The organism is Botrimarina mediterranea, assembly GCF_007753265.1.
GTDB classification, from domain to species: Bacteria; Planctomycetota; Planctomycetia; order Pirellulales; family Lacipirellulaceae; genus Botrimarina; species Botrimarina mediterranea.
Map to the genome: position 1 here is coordinate 39,774 of NZ_CP036349.1, position 16,733 is coordinate 56,506.

Consider the following 16,733-nt stretch of genomic DNA (forward strand, 5'->3'; position numbering starts at 1 on the left):
CTCCTCGGTTATTCGCCGCTCTTTGCGTAAACACCCGGCTCCGCTTCGCGGATGCCCGGCTCTTTCAAAAGCCGTTGCACGACTTGCTTCACGCCGTTGGCCGGCCGCTCCCCGTCGAGCCGGTCTTTCACAAACTCATACAAAGCGTCGAACTCCATCGATCCGTTGTCACGCAAGAGCTCAGCGATGATCGGCCGGACCACGTCGCACAGGGGCGTGGGGTGGGTCTGCTGCAGAGACTTCAGCGCAAAGGACCGACTCCGGCGAAAAGCGAGTTCTTCCGCCAGTCGTTCCTTGAGTTGGGCGATGCGCTGGTCGCAAGTTTCTATCTCAGTGAGGATGAGGCTCTCGGCCGTGGTGGCGGGTGTAGGCATGCCGCACTCCTAATCAATTCAGGTGGGATGTGTGTAAGTAAAGTTCATCTTTCTATCTCGGGCGATTCGCGCCCGTGGGCCTTCTCAAAGGAGGGGCCGAGCACATCGAATTCCGAAGGGACCCGCCCGTCCGAATCGCGATGGGTAGGGTCGGACTCGCTCCACGGGTAGAGGCCATTGTCGGTGGGCGAGGATTGCTTCTCGGCAATCCCGTAGTCGTTGTCGGTCATCCGCCGGTTGGCGTTATTCACCTCGTTCGCGAAGGCTTCGGCGAGTTCGGCGCCGGTCATCGGCCGGCCCTCGCGAGCCTTCTTCGCCGCCTCGTCGAGCTTCTGCGCGGCGATGCGTTCGCGCACCTGATGGTCTTTGCTCCGAATCGCCTCGGCGCGGCGTTCGTCAGACTGCTCGGTGAACTCGTGGGCGACGTCGTCGTTGGCGGCGGCGCGTTCAAAGGCGTTGTCGAGCTGTCTCGCGTAGAGCTCGTCGTAGTCCCGCTCTTCCGGCGGACGGGTCGCCTCCCGATAAGCGCTTCGTCCCGCCTCCGAAAGACGCGTGTGGACCGACTGTTCAATTGTCCCGCCGGGGGTCAGGTCCCAAGAGGAAAGATCGTGATCGTCGAGCAACTCGACCGGGTCGGGCGTTCCATCCGGGCGTTGCTCCCTTTGCTGCTCGTCGTGAGCTTGCGAGAAGTCTCGCGCGGCGCTGGGCGCGTTTTGAAAACCTTCTTTAGCCATTGCTTTGCTCCATTTTGCTGGTCAGAACTCGCTATAGTGCCCCCGGACGCCCGGGAGCCCTTCGTAAACGGCCCCTTCGGGCGTGCGGATTGTCTTGAACGCCACCCGCCGGACGCATACCGGGCGGCTGCTGGATGGCAAGACATAAGCCAGGCTTGAGCCCATGTTGAGGTCGCGGTCGATGGCGTCCGAGGACGCTAATTCGACCTGCCGCCGCTCGCGTTGCCGGCCAAAACCGCCGATATGGATCGTCTTCTCGCCCAGGCGTTCTCGCAGGTACTCCCGCCCCTCGCGGCAGGCGCCCCCAAAGAACATCTGTGCGGAATTGGCGAGCGCCGTCTGGGCGCCTTCCCGGCCTAACGCGGAGTAGGTCTGGCTCAGGTCTTGCCAGTAATTGATGCACATCACGTTGCGGAAACGACCGTAGGTGTGCAGGTTGAGCACCTCGTGCCGGAGCCCGCGGCCCCACGACGAGCCGATTTCGTCGCCGACCACGACGATCGGGTGCTCCGGCTTAAAGTCGCGTTTCAGGAAGATCTGAGATCCGAGACGGTAGGCCATCCGCAAGAACGCCAGCGGCTCTTCCCCCTCCCCCGCTACCGGACTGAAGTAAGCGCTCACCGGCCATTCCGGGTCGGCGCCGATCTCTTCGAGCGAGAAGTCGCTCCGCCCCATCACCCGTTGGTAGCGTGGATCGACAAGGAAGTTCGCCTTCGCCTGAAGCTCGGCGTTCACCCCCCCAAACGTCTTCTCGCCCATTTGCAGCAGGGCGTTGCCCGCCATTGCGACTTGGCCATCAAGGAGTTCTGACGCCATCGCCATCTCACGGAAGTGCACCTGCTGCATCAGCGGTGAGCCCACCGCGACCTTGAGCCTGCCGTGCTCGTCATAGCCGAACCGTCCGGGGTTTTCGTCATAGCCGAGCACCCACCTAAGCGCGTACGCGAGGTTCCAGTGACCGGGGCGCGGATCGGTGCACAAGATAAACGCCGACGCGGCCGCCAACGCGGCCGTGGGCGATTGCCACCAGAACGAATCGCGGTTCGATCCCGGGTCCGCCGCGGGAAACGGCGAACCACAAACCGCGATGAGCCGGCTCCACGCTTCGGGGATGGCGGCGCCTTCCGGGGCGATCCCGCAGTCCATGAGGGGATTCCAGCAGCTCCCCTCAAACTGAGAGTCGTTCTCGGGCGCGACGATGAAACAGCGGCCGTTGGGGACGAACCACGACGCCGTCACCCGCGGTGGGTCTCGGGTCACAACCGGGTTCACGCCCAGAGAACGCCCCAGGCTTTGGCTACGCTCCCAGAGCCGCGGGTCCGCGCCGCGCTGGACGCCGAAGTTGGTCCATTCGTCGCTCTTGGGCGAGATAAAGAGACCGCCTCCGCGACGGTTGAAGGCGCTCACGAACGCCCCGTTCGAGACGAACTTCGCCGAGCCATTTCGTCCGAATATGTTCCAGTGATTCTCCCGGCAGACGAACGCGCGGGGACTGCCTGTGTCGCGACGTCGTGTGACGCCGCAAAACAGCCCTTCCTTGAAGTGACCGCCGGGCCTGGCGACGGGCTCCTTGGGGATGAGCATTATAGTTCCTCCGGCAGCGGCTCGGTGAAGGGATCGAGCGTGTGGGGCGCGGCCCAAGCCGCGTGGGCGCCCCGCCCGGAGTAAACAAGACTGACAAGCCAGTCCTGCGCCATGAGGCGACCAATGGCCTCCACGCATGCGACCGGTGTGACGGCCGCGAGCAACGCAGGAACCACGGCCCATGCCGCCGCCGCTAGGACCCTCCAGAGCATCTCAGGCGGCGACGCTGAGATTGCGCCGCACGCCTTGACCAGTGTCCAAAACCCTGACGCCGACAAGAGTGCGAACGCGGTTGGAAGCGACCTGCTCACGCGGCTCTGGATCGAGAGTGGCGCGAGCCACGTGCCCGCCCCCACTACCGCGGCGAGCCATGCCCCGTAGGCAATCGAGTAGGTTCCACTCACCAGGTGGGCGGCGGCCCTCTGGGACGCGTAGGGCCACTGCTCGAAGCCGGGCGGCGGCGACATCGTAAAGGCGGCCCGTACGATCCACGCGATTGGCAAGCCGATCACCACCGCCAGGAGCCACCGAAACTTATAGAGGTCAAACAAGCGCATCGGACCCTCCTCTATTGATTACTTCCACCAAGGCCCCGCCGCCCGTGATGGCGGGGCTTCTTCAGATGCGGGCGCCACGGGCGCCGCTGCGGCGTTTGGCGGCGGCGGCAAAGGGCGCAGCGTCACCGAGCGTTCTTCGCGCGACTGCACGAGCAGGTAGATCAGCCCACCACCAATCGCGATCAGCAGCGCCAAGCCAGCCGACGCTCGGAGGAGCCGCCCCCACATCGAAGCGATCAACCCCCCACCGAGAATGCCAACCAACATCGCGGCGGCGCCGATCTTCGCGACGACAGCAAGCTGCGGCCCGCTGAGCGTGGCGAACTCGTCGAGGAATTCGTTCATGGTGATTCTCCTCTTCACCAGCGGACCAGCACGCCGCCTGTCGAATCGGCGACGCGCTGCAAGAATTCAAGGCCCGGGAAGGCGAGCCGCTCACGCAGCTCACGGCTCTTCTCAAGGTTGCCAACCGCGATCACATTTACGCGCAGCGGGCGCACGCGGCGGACCTCTTGAAGCCTCGCCAGGATCGCTTCCTGCTCGCCGATCCCGCTCGGCTGACCGTCCGCGACGAGCGTGATCACGTCGACGTTTTCCCAGCTGAGGGCGCGCTCGATTGCCGGGAGCATCGCAGAGCCCATTCCCAGCTGCTGCTTCCCTAGCCAGTCCATCAGCCGCGTCCGGTTCTCGTCCGTCGCGGCGAGCATCTCCGGCGAGGCCGTGTCTGCCCGTTCTTGACCAGGCATGCCGGAGAAGACGGCGACGTTGATCCATTGGCAGGGGATGTCGCGGATCAAGACACAGAGCTTCGCCCGCAAATCGTTGAACCCCGCTTGGCGCTCGGGGATTACTTCGAGCTTTCCATCCGGTCCGATGTCGCCGACCATCGAAGGGCTGTGATCAACCACTAACACGTTCCCGACACACTCCCGGCCGAGCTCCCACAGGTCTCCCTCGCGCGTGCCCCGTGGGGGCGGCGGCGGAGTGAACGTCTTGGGGGTCGTGCGCGTCGCCGTGACGGTGACCTGTTCGGCTACCGGTTCCGGCTTCGGCTCTTGCTCAGTCAAACGCGTCACCACCCGCATGCCGGGCTTGCGCTCCTTCTCATCGCGACGAACCTCAGAAAACGCGGCGACCGAGAAGTCTAGAGCGGAAGTGAGTTCCGGGGTGGCCCGCCGCAGCTCTGCGTTGTGGCCCCTCGCCCAGAGCGCCCAGAACCGCATCACGGCCCGCTCGTGGTCCGGCGAAACGCCGACCGTCTCGGGCAGCCAGAAATTAATCTCCGCGGGTTCGTTGAACGGATCGACGTTGAGCGGGAAGGCCTCGCTCGAATGGCACGCATCGTTCGCGATAACCCCTTTTCGAAAGGACCAGCCCGCTCCTGTGCCTGGCTCGTCATAGACCGGATCGCCCTTCGCAATCACAATGCGGTTGGGCAAAGCGCTAAGCTTCAAAGAATTGACCGTCGCAGGCAGACCTCCAAGCCCCAACTGTCCGGGGTCGCCAGTCCCCTCTGATCGCATCCACTGCACAAGTCGGCCGAACTCACGTTTGGCTTTGGGGTCTCGTAGCCGGGAGTTGCCCCGCGCCTTCTCCGGCACGATGATGGAGAACACGCAGCGATGACGCAGATCGTCCGAGACGACGACCTGGATTGGCTCGCCCGGCGCCGCCCGGTTGGCGTATTGGTCCTGAATCGCCCCAACGATGGCCGCCCGTTCTGCGAGGGCCATCTGGTCATCGACAACGTAGAATCGCTCGAACGCCGGCGGGAGGTGCTCGTGTTCGCACCCCGCCGCCATCGCCGCGAGGCAAAGCGGCGCGAGTAAGACTCTCATCGCAAACTCCATAGGTAAGAGAAGAAAGGGTCGCTCTGGTGAAGAGGCTCGCTCGTAGCGCGGGCCTCTCAATCCTCCAGCGCATCGCGGTACGCACGCTTGGCTTGATCAAGCCGGTCACGGGCTTCGGCCACTCGTTTGCGTTGAGCGCGGGCGTACTGTTTCTTGTCCGCCGCCACTCGGCCTTGTATGCGGCCACGGGCCTTATCCAGTCGGTTCTTGCGCTCGCCCGCGATGGTGGCGAAACGGCGATGGGATTTTCGGTACCTGAGCAGACGGTCGCTCGACTGCTGGATTTGACGGCAAACCAGCTGGTAGTCGGGGTTCTCCTTCTCGACGTAGCCGTAGGCCTTATAGAAGGCGGCGGCCCCACAGATCTTGGCGGCGAACAAGCCGAACGCCTGGAGCACCAGTGAAGCGAACATGAAGGCGACGTAGAGGGCGCCTCCGCCAGACGGATGGGCGCCCTCAGCACCGACCTTTGTGAAGTCGATCGCTTGGTGGGCGCTCGAGAAGCCGATCGCAAAAAGCAAGTACGCAACGATCACCGCGATCGTCCCGTACTGAAACACCTGCCGGGACAGCTTGTTCAGCTCGGCGAGAGACGAGTAGACGATCTTGAGCTGGGCGATCGCGATCGGCGCGGCGATGAGCGACACGCAGAAGGCGGCGCACACCAATTCGTTCTCGGCCATCGCCGAGCTGGAATTGCTGACGGCGCTGTATGCGGTGAACGCCTCTGCTGTTCCCAAGGCCCCCGCGCCGCCCACCCAAGCCGCGTGCGCTACCTTCGCCGCCGAACCGCCCCCGTCCTCGCCCGGGACCTTGCAGGTTCGCGGGGTCACTTTTCTGTCGTTACGCAGTCCGGCGAGCACTTGCTCCTCTTCTTGCGCCATGTCGGCCGCATGTTCCGACTTGGCGGCGTCCTCGCTCCAGTCGGCTGCCTCCCTGTCTGTGTAGGCTGCCGATTTGGCTTCCGCTTCGGTGGCGATCGCGAGCGGCTCTCCGTCCAGGTACTGAAGGTGCTCGTAGCGGTAGGCGGCTTCGCCGCTGTGGGGCTTTGCCGAACCGTTCATGCCAGCGTCAGCACGTGTTGTCCGACGATCTTGTTCGTAGTGCATCGCGGTCTCGTAGCCTCGTGGGTTCAGGGGCGATTCATGACTGACTAAGCGGTGTAGAGCAGCACGCCTACTTCGTTGATCTGGCTGCTCACAGCCTCCACGTAATGGAGCCATGGGCCGTCGGCCCACGGCCCGTCAGCGGAAGAGGCGGGAGCAGCTGTTCGAGCTCGCAGACAGTTGTTCAGGCATGCGCTGCGGTCGCCCGACGACTGGCGTTGCGGATTGCCACCCTTGGCTTCTTGTGAGGTCATTCGGTTGCGTGGTTGGGATTTGCACGCCGTGCCGCGGCACGCACGCCCAGCCTTCCCCTCTTGTTGAAGCAGGGAACCATCGCCGCAGGGATGCAGGCCATGTGCACCCCAGCGGCAAAAAAAGGCTTCGTTTGCTGGTGTGCATTGTAGATGCACACCGCAGAAGCGTCAAGAGGGATTATCGGAGAACCAACTGAATAGCTGGAATCCCTTGATACCGGCGCATACCGTTGCCTTCCTCGAAGACCACTCGGAATCGTCGCTTTCCGTGGCGATCGTGATCGCCTTGGAGAGAGACTACTAGCGGCGATTGATCGCCGGTATCGGAGGCAAGTACATAGCTTCCCCCCATCGCGTGCGCCAGCTCTCGCAAAGCCGTGATGATGTTGTCCTTTGTCTCAGCGCTTGCATCGCTGAAAGCTCCGCTCAGGGAATGCGAATGCAGCCATGCGTTTACTTTTTTGGCGGCCTCTTTCTTTGTGCACCCTGAAAGCTGCAGGCCCGGTAGCGATCTCTCGAAGCAACGGTAGGCGACTTCCAAACGAAGCACCTCTTCTTCCATCGCGATGCAATCGTCGCTTAGCGACGCCGCAGCCTTGATAAGATCCCGCTTCTTCGCCGACGCCAAAACCGCCGCTAAGACGTTTGCGTTAGGTGCTTCTACGGAGCCGGCGTCTCGAAACGCTTCCTTATTGTCATCACTGGGCAAGAGTCCACTTTCTGTTACAGCATTATCTTCGCATGTTGCTTCGGCAGATGTCAAATTCTCGTCGCTACTGGGCGCCGTGCCCTGCTGCGCTGGGACATCCTCAGCAATAGTATGGGCGCTGTACTGACTTGCTTCGACGATCGCACCTTCGCCGGCAACAAGAAAAAGCGCCGACTTAAGCACCGACTTAAGAACCGTCACCGCCAGACGCGGGGACACATTGAAAGACCGCACCGACGCTATGTGGGGGAACCTGTCAATGAAAGCCGCGTTGCAATTGGCGAAACAGTCCTGGACGTCATCGAGGAGGCCTACGCCCTCGTCGCGAAGCGTGCTGACGTCATTCGGGTCCCTGTCCTCGCTGGAGTCGACATCGGCATGGCGTAAAAACTCCTGGATCTCCGATACGAGTTCCGCCGTCAACTTGGCCTGAGCCAACTCTTCCTCTAGCTCCTTGTTCCAAAATCGGACCAACCTGCGCAACTCGTCAATCCCCTTCGAATCCGTCGGGGGATCGAATCGATCGAGCAGCGCTCGAAGCATCGTTCCTTCTTGCACTCCTAGCGTCTCGCCTAACATTTGGCCGAATACCGCGTCGTCTCTTTGATGCCGCCCCTAGCGGTCAACCACACCGCAGAATTACCTGCCGTTTGGCGGGGGCCTCTCAGCTCGTGATAGTAGTATCCCTGCAACCATACTGATCGCCAATGGCGGGTTCGCGGCGCCGGCGGCCGCTCCAGCTGGGCGCCAGGCGGCGAAGATGCAGCCGAACTGGATCGTCTGTACTGAATCGGAACCCCCGAACTCCGCGTGCAACCCATGGCCTCAGCCGGCTACGATGTGGACTGCCCAATACTTGGGCGACGCGAAAGGAGGGCCCCAGTCCGCGCGGCGACAAGCGGCGTTGATTAGCCGCTCGATACGACGTCGTACCTTCTCGTCCGGCTCGGCCTCGAGCAAGCCCCGGGAGTCGATGTAGGCTCGAAGGCTATCAGCAGACGCGAGTTCACCGACGCCGTCTCCCCGTAGCCACTGTTGGGCCTTTGCCAGCGAGTGGGACGGCGTACGGGATTCGGCGAGCAATTCGTAGAACTTCGTCATCAAGAGACACGATGACAGGTCATCCGCATTCCAGAGAGTGGCGATAACTGCCGATGCTCCGGCGTAGAGAAACGCGGAGGGGAATGAAACGAACTCGTCATGGTCGTCCGGCGAAAGCACGCCTGTCTGGCAGGCGCTGAGTGTTACGATGGGGCTTCGCTCTAGCTTGAGGCTCTGGTAGACGTCCCGTAGCCTCAGCCAACGCGCCGACTGGTGCTCGTTTCCCAGCCGAAGTTGCGAGGCAAGCTGGTTCTCGGGGTGATAGTTTCCATGGCAGCAGAAGTGGATCGCGGTTGCGTCTCGACACTCGGCGATCAGGGTCTCCTTTAGCTGATCGCTCGCTCGGACCACGACTACGGACGCTTCCGGAAGCGAAGTTGAAACCGCCGCAAGCTCGACAGAACGACACCAAATTGGGCCTCCGCCGGACGCGTCGACAATCACAACTTTGCCGCTAGTCAATTCGCCGGACAACGCAGTCGGCCGCAGCGCGCTGAGCGAGGGAACCGTACGCAAATCCCACCGTTCTGCCGCCACCACGCCGTCGCCAAGGGGACAGGCGGCGAATGGCAGCAGGTGTAATCCTTGATGTGGCGCCACAACTAGCGACCGCACGCCGGGGGGGAGCGTCTCGGCAATTGGAGCTAACACTCGTTGGCTGAACTCGGCAAGAAAGGCGTCGATAGCCTCCTTCTGTATCGAGTGCTCCTCCGCCGAACGTGGCTCGGGTGCGTCGATCAAGTCGGACCAAACGCTCAACAGACGCTCTACGTTCGCAGCGGAGGCCTCTGGCAGATCAACCCAGTCGCAATCCGATTCCGACACTACCAGGGCCCCCGCGCAATTGTCGGAGATCGTATATTGTATCGCGACGCAATCGTGGCCGGCGAGCGACCCTCTCAGTTGATCGAGTGACGCTTGCGCCCCCGAAGGTCGGGGGTCGAAAGCAGGATCAATCTTACGGATCGCTGCGATTGCGTCGTGTTCTGCCTGCTGCGCTGCGAGATAGCGCTCGACGCAAAGGCGATTCCGCTCCTCTAGCGAAGCGCGGTCACTCTCTAGGTCGTGTCGGTCGCGATCGAGCGCCGCTAGTGCAATCGTCGCGCACCGCATCTCGCGTCTCGCCGCCCTGAAACGCCTGGACAGTTCCTCATTCGACGCCGGGACTTCGATCGTCTCGTCTGACAGCATCGCGCGTAGGTAGCGCGACCGGCACGACTCTGCGATCGAAAAGGCCTCCGAGAGGCCCTCGCGCCGCGTGGTAAGGTAGTGGAAAAGAAGATGGCTGGGACGATTGACTGCGGCGGCGATCCGCCTCTTTAGCATTGGGTCGCTCAGGCTCGCAAGCCATCGTTCTCCTAGCTCTCTCGCTTGGCGAGCGTGGCCGATCGCGTCGTGCAGAACTTCCGGAGCCACACTTTCACTCTCCCGGATGACCGCATCTGCGAACGCGAACAAGGCGTCGATCCTGGGTGCGACGAGAGCCATCTCGTCGACGCCGCTGAACCCGTCAAAGAGACCAACGGCTTCGGCGAGGCAATCGACGCCGGCCAGCGGAACGTCCTGCAGGACGCGGAGGGCGGCTTCGACACGCAAGCAATCGGCCATGCCGGCGACATAATCAACTTCCCCCCCGTCTCTGAGAGATTGCCACCACGCCTTTGCGGACTCGAGCGATCTCACTGCGTTTTCCCCATCGCCCGACTCAACAAAGATCTCCGCCATGGCCGTCAGCGCGTGAGCGGTGATCGACCGATCCACAAGGAGGCCCATGCCTTGCAGCTGACGTTGCATTCCGACCACTTCGTCGTAGCCACGCAGTAGTTCATACCTATCGAACTCGTCTATTTCGCCGGATCCACTTCGCCTTTGATGTGATGACCGTGTCGATCCGAAGGCCGCCGCGACGACAAGCAATCCAAAGCGAACGGCGTCCTCCGCGGCAAAAGACGCCGCCCACTGTTTAGCGGTTTCGAACTGAGCCCAAGCGTCTTCGTAGAAGCCGCATTCGTGACAGCAGCGCGCCCCGCGCAGGTAACCAGCAATCGCCTTCCGCGCGTACCGCGGCCCACGCTGGCTGTAGAGACGCAGGTGCGTTTTCACGGCTTGCGACGACGCGGCGGCGGCCTCCTCCAATCGGCCTTGATGAAGCAGTGCGCTTGCAAGCACTTCGTTCGAATCCGCAACGTCTCCCGCAAATCTGCTGTCCGTACGCTCAAGTTCCGAGTACCAATACAGGGATTCTCTCGCTGCCTTCTCCGCCGCGACGGCGTTGCCCGCTCGCCGGAGAAGCGCCGATCGCAGGTGCTGAACCGCCCCACGCAATTCTCGCGAATCGGCGTCTGACTTCGGCCGGCTATTCAGCAACGCCATCAACTGATCGCCGAGCGTCATCGCTTCAGTGGCGGGGCAACAATGCATTTGAGATGCCATCCGCTGTCTCATCGCCAATGCGAGTTTGCGCCAATGCTCGTTCGGGGCAATCTCCCAAAGACGCTGGTAGACCTCTATACATCGGAGAGAGGCCTCATCGCTCTTATCGAGTAGATCAAGTTCGTGGTACGCCCACGTCAGGTTCCCGAACGAATCCCCCTTGATCCCCCCATAGATCGCCGGGTGCCGCGAGTACGGCGCGCTCGATAAGCGATCAGCTGCTTCAAAGCAGACGACGGCTTGGCGAAAATCATCGAGACCGATCGACCCTAGGCCTGCGCAGAGGCAGAACAGCGCGCCGACCCCCTCATCGCCAATCTCGGCGGCTAGATCCGCCGCTTCCATAGCCACCCGAGTCCCTGTACGGAGAACGTCGATCGCTACACGTTGCGAGTCTTCTCGATTACACAAGATCGCCCGTCCGTACGCGCGAAGAAGCCCAAACGTCGCGACTTCGGCGGCGTCCCACATTCCGGCAGGGTCTTCGGCCGGGAAAAACGCTCCTCCAGAACAGCGGAAATTAAGCAGCGCTTCGACGACGTAGTACGATCCCACCTCTCCTTCCACACATTCGATCGCCGCATCGAGTACGTCTGGGTCGCAATTCGCAACGAGCGACAGCCGGGCTATCCCCGCCCAATCGCCCTCATCTTGCATCTTGAGCACCAGTGGTTCACATGCTTTCCAGGACGCCATCGACATCTTCTCCTCGGAACGCCCACGGTAATCGCGCCGTGAGAATGGGCTAACTCACTCGAAGTCTTCACTTGCGTTTAACGTACTACGACCTGCGCATGCAGCCAACGGTTCTCGGGTTCGTTGCGACCTCGGTCCACGGACGCAGTTGTTGCGGCTACTCCGCCAAGGACTATTCAATGGTGGCGCGGTCTCTCCACCTGATGGGTGGGACCCCGGAAGTCGGGGATCGATTTTTTTTGCCCCCCAGCCCGGGTGAGGGGGCGAAAAAAAGTCTCGCCCCGGCTTCCAACCCCAACCAAGGAGAGAACCATGAGCACCACCATCGTCAACCAGTCCCTCAACAACAAGCCGCTCGCCACCGTCCGCGACGGCGCGATCAAGGCGACGATCTGGACCAACCCGACCGACAAAGGCGGAGTCCGCTACTCGGTCGAGATCAGCCGCAGCTACACCGACGCCCAGGGTAAGTGGCACGACACCCACTACTTCGGGCGTAACGAGCTCTTGCGGGTCGCCCACCTCGCGGCGAAAGCCTACGACGCGATCGCCCAAGCGGGTATCGCCAACGACGAAGACGGGGCGGGCGAGTGAGCCCCCGCGTCACGGGCCGCGTTGGCCGGGGAAACCCGGCCAACGCACCGGCCGCCTCGCCAGCGGACATCGCCCGGTGTCTCCGCGAGCTGGCCGAAGAGACGGAGGCTCTCGCCGACAAGCACACCGAGCGGCTCGACTACGAGGGCTACTCGGGGCTCGCTGAGCGCGCCGCCGAGCTGAAGGCCGTCGCTAAAGCGATCCTTGCCGAGGACCTCGCGGCCGTGATCGCCGAGATGATCGCTCAGGCGGAGGACCACCTCAGCTCTATCCACGAGCTGTGCGAGGAAGGGGGCGCGTCATGAAACCTCCCTTCCCCAAGCTGATCGAACTGCCGGCCGCGCCGCGTAACGGCAGCCCGGCGCCCGAGCTCACCAGCATCCACGCCGCTCGCCAGCGTGGCCCCTACGGCTCGTCGAAGTACCGCGGGAACTGCGGCGGCTTCTTGATCCGTGACCTGCTGCGGTACCACCAGCCCCGCCGGGTCCTCGACCCGATGACCGGCAGCGGCACGTGCCGCGACGTGTGCCGTGAGCTGGCGATCTCGTGCGTGTCGATGGACGTCCGGTTCGGCCAGGACGCGGCCGAACCGCACCTGTATGAGGCCGTCGGCAAGATCGACTTCGCGTGGCTGCACCCGCCCTACTGGCGGCAGATCGTCTACAACGACGACCCGCGGTGCCTGTCACAGGCGCCGACGCTCGATGCGTTCTTCGCCCGGATGCGGCGGGTGCTGCGGAACTGCAAGAGCACACTGACTCCGCGCGGCAAGATCGCCGTATTGATCGGCGGCTATAGCGACCGGGGAGTCTTCCAGCCGCTGCCACACCTGCTCGTGGCCGAAGCGGCCAAGGTCGGCCTGCGGATGGCGGCGACGGAGATCATCCGTCTGCAGTACGGCAACACGTCGTCGTCGCGGAGCTACCGCAGCAGCTTCATCCCGGGGCTGCACGACCAGTGCCTCGTGCTGGAGGCCGGCGCGCTGTAGCGGGCGCCCTACGCAACGACCGTCGCGGCTCACGCCGCGACGGTCTTCGTTTGCCGGAACGCCAACTTCCGAAGTGCTTAGCGTCGCTTCTGCGCCAACAGACACGCCACGACGGCGAGCATGACGGCGCCCGGCTCGGGCACCGTGGTGATCGCCGTCATCGCAAAGGAAGCGAATGGCTGGTCGAACGCCAGTTTGATTGGGAAGGCCTGGGGGTCTTCGGGATCGACGCCCGGCGCAATGCCGGTCACGAGGAACGACCCGACCCCGTGGCCGAGCAGCGACACGAAATCGACCGGCTCACCGGGCCCGAAGACGCCCAGCGTCGCCCCGTCGGCGACGACCGTGAACGGCCCGTCGAAGCCGGGCGGGAAGTCGAGGACCGACGTGAACAGCGCGTCGGACCCCGCCTGCATGCGGTACTCGTAGCCCTCGGCGACCGGCGGGTCGAACCACCAGCCGCTCGGGGCGTTGTCGAAGTCGAACGAAACGCAGTCGCACCCGGCCGGTGAGCTGGACCCGGTGGGCAAGATGGGCAGCGAGGGCGTCGAACCGCGGACGACCCCCTCGTTCGTCGCGAACACGAAGCCCGAGGTTGGAGTGCCGGCGCTAAAGCTCTCAACTGCAAGAGTAAAAATCGAATCGCCCAAGTCCTCCAAAACAGTGAAATCGGCGTTAACACGGCTGCCTGTCGCGTTGGGATTAATGCTCAGTACACTGATTGCCTCTTCGCAGGCGGGGCAAGCCGAATGCGCGAGGGTCCAGCCGGACAGGCCCAATCCGTGACCCGCCGAGTCGCTATATGGTGAAATGAGGAGCGCATCGGGCGTCGCCGCAACGTTGAAGCCGAAGACATCGGTAGCAGAGAGCGTTCCGCTGACTGGGCCCTGAACAACGATTTGAAGGTCGGTAACGTTGTCACTCCAGATGTCGAGCGGACCGAAGCTGCCATCAGTTTCGATAAAGCCGCTGACCGTGTAGTCGCCGTTGAACTGGCCGATCGAAGCGTTCGCTACCGTGAACGACAGCGGGAGCAGTTCGTAGCGGGTCTGCCCCGCGGCGGACTTCGCGACGAAGCAGCACGCGACCGCCGCCAGGACCAACAGCAATGGAGATCGTTTCATCGAGGAACAGGTGCAAAAGGTGCGATGGGTGGAAGGGGATGGTCGCAGCCTAGACCACCCCTGCTTGCCGACAAGCCATCCACAAGGATGACCTCCCGCGGGATGTCATCCCTGCGGATGACGCGACTCCTGGAGGCTCGCTTGCGCCGTTTCGAACACCCGCAGCACCAGCGTGAGCTTGTCGCTCGCCCCGAGCCGGCGGTACGCCCTCCGCAGGTAGGTGCGGATCGTCGGCACCGACAGACCGAGCTCGAGGGCGATTTCCTTGTCGGGCTTGCCGCGCAAGATCAGCTCGACAATCCGCGACTGCTGCGGCGCGAGGTCAAGTCGCTCTCGAACGTCGCGCCAGGTGGCGGCGTCCATCGGGAACGAGGGCGGCGTCCCGTTAAGAAGAACCGGTTGTGAACGAGCCATCGCCAGACCGCCCCGACGAAACAGGGCGCCGTACCAAGGTCGCTCAGCGAACCCCCGCCAAGGGGCATGAAGAACGTGCCCTGGCCGGCGCCCCTTTCGGGGCGCGGCTTCAAGGCACTGCCTCTTCATCAGGAAATTTGGCGGTTTTCGCTGAAGCAGTAACTTGACGCTCGCGCGTCAATTCGAATTATCGCCGGCTGGCGTTAAGCGAGACCGGACGGGTCCATCATACGCTCAGGGGATCGCTTCGGGAACAACGCTCACCCGTGCCCTCCGCAGACGGGGGCCGCGTTGTGATGGTGCGCTGCCGCCCTCAAGGCCGGGGAGATAATCGCCCGCTGGTGCGCGGAGAGCGACCGCCTTTTTTGAGCGGACTTGGATTAGGCGTCTGCTAAAAGCAATTCGACCCCTTCGGCGATCGCCGCGCGCCGCAGCGCCTCGTCGAGCGTCGCCAGCGCGGCGTCGCTCCGCTGGGCCAGTTCGAGGTACGCCGCGTCGTACGCGGTGAGCCCGTGCGTGAAGCAGAGCCGCAAGACCTCGCCGCTTACGCCGATCGGCGCCGTCTGCAAGCCAAGGCCTTCGACAGCGGCGACAAACGCCTCGGCGTCTTCCGCCGACAGCCGCGCGCGTTTGCAGACGTTAGTCGCCAGCCCGTTCCACAACTCGTACCAGAAGACGCTCGGGACAAGGCCCTGGGTCTCGGCGAGGGCGTCGACGACGGCCTCGGCGTAAACAGGGTTCTCGTCGCGGAGCGCCAGCGAGATGATCGCTGAGATGTCGATGACCAGGGGCATCTACTCGCGGCCCTGACGGCTATCGTCCACGAACTCGCTGGCCGACACGCCCGCCAGCTTGTCCCGGAAGGCCATCAGCCGCTGCTTGGCCGCCTGGACATCCCTGCGTGGCGCCGCGTCGGGCGCTTGCGACAACGCGCGCCGAGCGGCGCGCTCAACGAACGCCGACACGTCGGGTTCGACGGCCGCGATCGCTTCGTAGGTCGTCTCGGAGATTTCAACCTTCATACCGCTAGTTTACCCCGTTTTTCGAGGCCGGGGCAACAAGATTCGCACCGGGTGCGTTGTCTTGTTTGACAGCCGCCCCGAAACGTGCTGTGGTGCGGCCGATACTGCAACCAACGATTGAAAGGGCGACGACGATGACCACTCCATCGACTACACACCGCGAGGCCGCCCGTCCCGGAAGGTAGGGGCGGATGACCAAGCAGACCAACTCTGAGAAACCCAAGCGCGACCTCTACCAAGAGGTCACCGACAAGATCCTCAAGCTCCTCGACCAGGGCGTGCCGCCGTGGCGCCAGCCGATCACTAGCGCCGATGGCCCCGGCCTGCCGACGAGCTTCGGGACCAAGAAGCCTTACCGGGGCATCAACCTCTTCTTGTTGGCGATCACCTCCTGGGCGCACGACTACGCGTCCAATTACTGGCTGACGTTCAACCAAGCCAAACAGCTGGGGGGCAAGGTCCGCAAGGGCGAGAAAGGCTCGCCCGTCTTGTTCTGGAAGCAACACGCCACCAAAGATCGCGAGAGCGGCGAGGACGTGACGATCCCGGTGCTGCGGCACTACGTGGTGTTCAACGCCGACCAGGTCGAGGGGTTGCCGAAAGCCGAAACGCCGTCGGCAGAGCCGCGCGAGTTTGTGCCGCTCGAAGCGGCCGCGCGGATCGTCAAGGAGTACCGGGACCCGCCGGTGATTGAGCTGCGCGGCAACCGGGCGTGTTACCTGCCCCGCGAGGACCGCGTCGAGATTGCCGACCCGCTCCGCTTCGAGTCGACCGAGTCCTTCTTCGCGACGCTGTTTCACGAGCTGGCCCACTCAACCGGCCACCCGAAGCGGCTGGCGCGGGACCTCGGGGACACGCCGAGTGTCTTTGGGTCGCCGGACTACGGGAATGAAGAGCTGGTGGCCGAGATGGGCTCGGCCTTCTTGTGCGCGGCGGCCGGGATCAGCCCGCCGACGATCGAGCAATCGGCCGCTTACCTCGAAGGCTGGAGGAAGTCTTTGCGCGCCGACAAGAAGCTGGTGATCGCCGCGGCCGGCCAGGGACAACGCGCGGCCGACCACATCCTCGGCGTCACGTTCGATAGCTAGAAGCCTAACACGCCGCTTTAAGAAGTAAGGACAAGCCGCTGATGCGGCTTGTTTTTGTTGTTGCGGTTAAGGCGTTCTCTCAACACTTGCCCGCGCGTCTCGCCT

17 protein-coding genes are annotated in these 16,733 nt (G+C 63.3%); 4 read left to right on the forward strand and 13 right to left on the reverse strand.

Annotated features, from left to right (window positions below):
• Positions 1-8: 8 nt before the first annotated feature.
• From Spa11_RS00185 to Spa11_RS00220, 9 genes are all read right to left on the reverse strand, one after another.
• A complete protein-coding gene (locus Spa11_RS00185; protein WP_145105142.1) occupies positions 9-374 on the reverse strand; it encodes a hypothetical protein in 366 nt (121 codons plus the stop codon).
• Between the two features lie 44 nt (positions 375-418).
• Positions 419-1,108 carry a hypothetical protein gene (locus Spa11_RS00190; RefSeq protein ID WP_145105146.1) on the reverse strand — a complete coding sequence of 230 codons (690 nt, stop codon included), beginning with the start codon at positions 1,106-1,108 and terminating at the stop codon, positions 419-421.
• A gap of 21 nt (positions 1,109-1,129) precedes the next feature.
• Entirely contained in the window at positions 1,130-2,692 is a 1,563-nt protein-coding gene (locus Spa11_RS00195) for a type IV secretory system conjugative DNA transfer family protein (protein WP_197529614.1), read from the reverse strand.
• On the reverse strand, positions 2,692-3,249 hold the full coding sequence (locus Spa11_RS22675; protein WP_197529615.1) for a hypothetical protein: 558 nt from the start codon (positions 3,247-3,249) through the stop codon (positions 2,692-2,694). The genes Spa11_RS00195 and Spa11_RS22675 overlap by 1 nt, the downstream gene beginning before the upstream one ends.
• An 18-nt stretch (positions 3,250-3,267) precedes the next feature.
• Positions 3,268-3,594 (reverse strand): hypothetical protein, encoded by a 327-nt coding sequence (locus Spa11_RS00200; protein WP_145105152.1) that lies wholly within the window; start codon positions 3,592-3,594, stop codon positions 3,268-3,270.
• A 14-nt stretch (positions 3,595-3,608) separates the two neighbouring features.
• Positions 3,609-5,087 (reverse strand): vWA domain-containing protein, encoded by a 1,479-nt coding sequence (locus Spa11_RS00205; RefSeq protein ID WP_145105155.1) that lies wholly within the window; start codon positions 5,085-5,087, stop codon positions 3,609-3,611.
• A 68-nt stretch (positions 5,088-5,155) separates the two neighbouring features.
• Complete coding sequence (locus tag Spa11_RS00210; protein ID WP_145105158.1) at positions 5,156-6,208, reverse strand: hypothetical protein; 1,053 nt, start codon at positions 6,206-6,208, stop codon at positions 5,156-5,158.
• A 429-nt stretch (positions 6,209-6,637) separates the two neighbouring features.
• Positions 6,638-7,711 (reverse strand): hypothetical protein, encoded by a 1,074-nt coding sequence (locus Spa11_RS00215; RefSeq protein WP_145105162.1) that lies wholly within the window; start codon positions 7,709-7,711, stop codon positions 6,638-6,640.
• 282 nt (positions 7,712-7,993) lie between these two features.
• Positions 7,994-11,398, reverse strand: a complete 3,405-nt coding sequence (locus tag Spa11_RS00220; RefSeq protein ID WP_197529616.1) for a CHAT domain-containing protein — start codon at positions 11,396-11,398, stop codon at positions 7,994-7,996.
• Positions 11,399-11,710: 312 nt separating this feature from the next.
• On the opposite strand from Spa11_RS00220, the gene Spa11_RS00225 reads away from it, so the two are divergent.
• The 3 genes from Spa11_RS00225 to Spa11_RS00235 are packed head-to-tail and all read left to right on the forward strand — an operon-like array spanning position 11,711 to position 12,980.
• Positions 11,711-11,992 (forward strand): hypothetical protein, encoded by a 282-nt coding sequence (locus Spa11_RS00225; RefSeq protein WP_145105168.1) that lies wholly within the window; start codon positions 11,711-11,713, stop codon positions 11,990-11,992.
• A complete protein-coding gene (locus Spa11_RS00230) occupies positions 11,989-12,297 on the forward strand; it encodes a hypothetical protein (protein WP_145105171.1) in 309 nt (102 codons plus the stop codon). The genes Spa11_RS00225 and Spa11_RS00230 overlap by 4 nt, the downstream gene beginning before the upstream one ends.
• Positions 12,294-12,980 carry a hypothetical protein gene (locus Spa11_RS00235; RefSeq protein WP_145105174.1) on the forward strand — a complete coding sequence of 229 codons (687 nt, stop codon included), beginning with the start codon at positions 12,294-12,296 and terminating at the stop codon, positions 12,978-12,980. Before Spa11_RS00230 ends, Spa11_RS00235 begins: the two co-directional genes overlap by 4 nt.
• 77 nt (positions 12,981-13,057) lie before the next feature.
• Here the strand turns inward: Spa11_RS00235 and Spa11_RS00240 are convergent, their stop codons facing one another.
• The 4 genes from Spa11_RS00240 to Spa11_RS00255 all read right to left on the reverse strand — a co-directional run bounded on the left by Spa11_RS00240 (position 13,058) and on the right by Spa11_RS00255 (position 15,540).
• Entirely contained in the window at positions 13,058-14,104 is a 1,047-nt protein-coding gene (locus Spa11_RS00240) for a hypothetical protein (RefSeq protein ID WP_145105177.1), read from the reverse strand.
• A gap of 105 nt (positions 14,105-14,209) precedes the next feature.
• Positions 14,210-14,467, reverse strand: a complete 258-nt coding sequence (locus Spa11_RS22680) for a helix-turn-helix domain-containing protein (RefSeq protein WP_197529617.1) — start codon at positions 14,465-14,467, stop codon at positions 14,210-14,212.
• Positions 14,468-14,898: 431 nt separating this feature from the next.
• Positions 14,899-15,312 (reverse strand): type II toxin-antitoxin system VapC family toxin, encoded by a 414-nt coding sequence (locus tag Spa11_RS00250; protein WP_145105184.1) that lies wholly within the window; start codon positions 15,310-15,312, stop codon positions 14,899-14,901.
• On the reverse strand, positions 15,313-15,540 hold the full coding sequence (locus tag Spa11_RS00255; RefSeq protein WP_145105187.1) for a hypothetical protein: 228 nt from the start codon (positions 15,538-15,540) through the stop codon (positions 15,313-15,315). It lies immediately after the preceding gene.
• A gap of 191 nt (positions 15,541-15,731) precedes the next feature.
• Here Spa11_RS00255 and Spa11_RS00260 point away from each other — a divergent pair, with 191 nt between their 5' ends.
• Entirely contained in the window at positions 15,732-16,628 is an 897-nt protein-coding gene (locus tag Spa11_RS00260) for an ArdC family protein (protein WP_145105190.1), read from the forward strand.
• The last annotated feature ends 105 nt before the right edge of the window (positions 16,629-16,733 follow it).

Bases quoted from the DNA above. Each gene is read 5' to 3' on its own strand.
- Spa11_RS00200 (WP_145105152.1), bottom strand. From the start codon at position 3,594: ATGAACGAATTCCTCGACGAGTTCGCCACGCTCAGCGGGCCGCAGCTT.
- Spa11_RS22675 (WP_197529615.1), bottom strand. From the start codon at position 3,249: ATGCGCTTGTTTGACCTCTATAAGTTTCGGTGGCTCCTGGCGGTGGTG.
- Spa11_RS00250 (WP_145105184.1), bottom strand. From the start codon at position 15,312: ATGCCCCTGGTCATCGACATCTCAGCGATCATCTCGCTGGCGCTCCGC.
- Spa11_RS00190 (WP_145105146.1), bottom strand. From the start codon at position 1,108: ATGGCTAAAGAAGGTTTTCAAAACGCGCCCAGCGCCGCGCGAGACTTC.
- Spa11_RS00240 (WP_145105177.1), bottom strand. From the start codon at position 14,104: ATGAAACGATCTCCATTGCTGTTGGTCCTGGCGGCGGTCGCGTGCTGC.
- Spa11_RS00210 (WP_145105158.1), bottom strand. From the start codon at position 6,208: ATGCACTACGAACAAGATCGTCGGACAACACGTGCTGACGCTGGCATG.
- Spa11_RS00255 (WP_145105187.1), bottom strand. From the start codon at position 15,540: ATGAAGGTTGAAATCTCCGAGACGACCTACGAAGCGATCGCGGCCGTC.
- Spa11_RS00205 (WP_145105155.1), bottom strand. From the start codon at position 5,087: ATGAGAGTCTTACTCGCGCCGCTTTGCCTCGCGGCGATGGCGGCGGGG.
- Spa11_RS00185 (WP_145105142.1), bottom strand. From the start codon at position 374: ATGCCTACACCCGCCACCACGGCCGAGAGCCTCATCCTCACTGAGATA.
- Spa11_RS00220 (WP_197529616.1), bottom strand. From the start codon at position 11,398: ATGGCGTCCTGGAAAGCATGTGAACCACTGGTGCTCAAGATGCAAGAT.
- Spa11_RS00260 (WP_145105190.1), top strand. From the start codon at position 15,732: ATGACCAAGCAGACCAACTCTGAGAAACCCAAGCGCGACCTCTACCAA.
- Spa11_RS00225 (WP_145105168.1), top strand. From the start codon at position 11,711: ATGAGCACCACCATCGTCAACCAGTCCCTCAACAACAAGCCGCTCGCC.
- Spa11_RS22680 (WP_197529617.1), bottom strand. From the start codon at position 14,467: ATGGACGCCGCCACCTGGCGCGACGTTCGAGAGCGACTTGACCTCGCG.
- Spa11_RS00235 (WP_145105174.1), top strand. From the start codon at position 12,294: ATGAAACCTCCCTTCCCCAAGCTGATCGAACTGCCGGCCGCGCCGCGT.
- Spa11_RS00215 (WP_145105162.1), bottom strand. From the start codon at position 7,711: ATGCTTCGAGCGCTGCTCGATCGATTCGATCCCCCGACGGATTCGAAG.
- Spa11_RS00195 (WP_197529614.1), bottom strand. From the start codon at position 2,692: ATGCTCATCCCCAAGGAGCCCGTCGCCAGGCCCGGCGGTCACTTCAAG.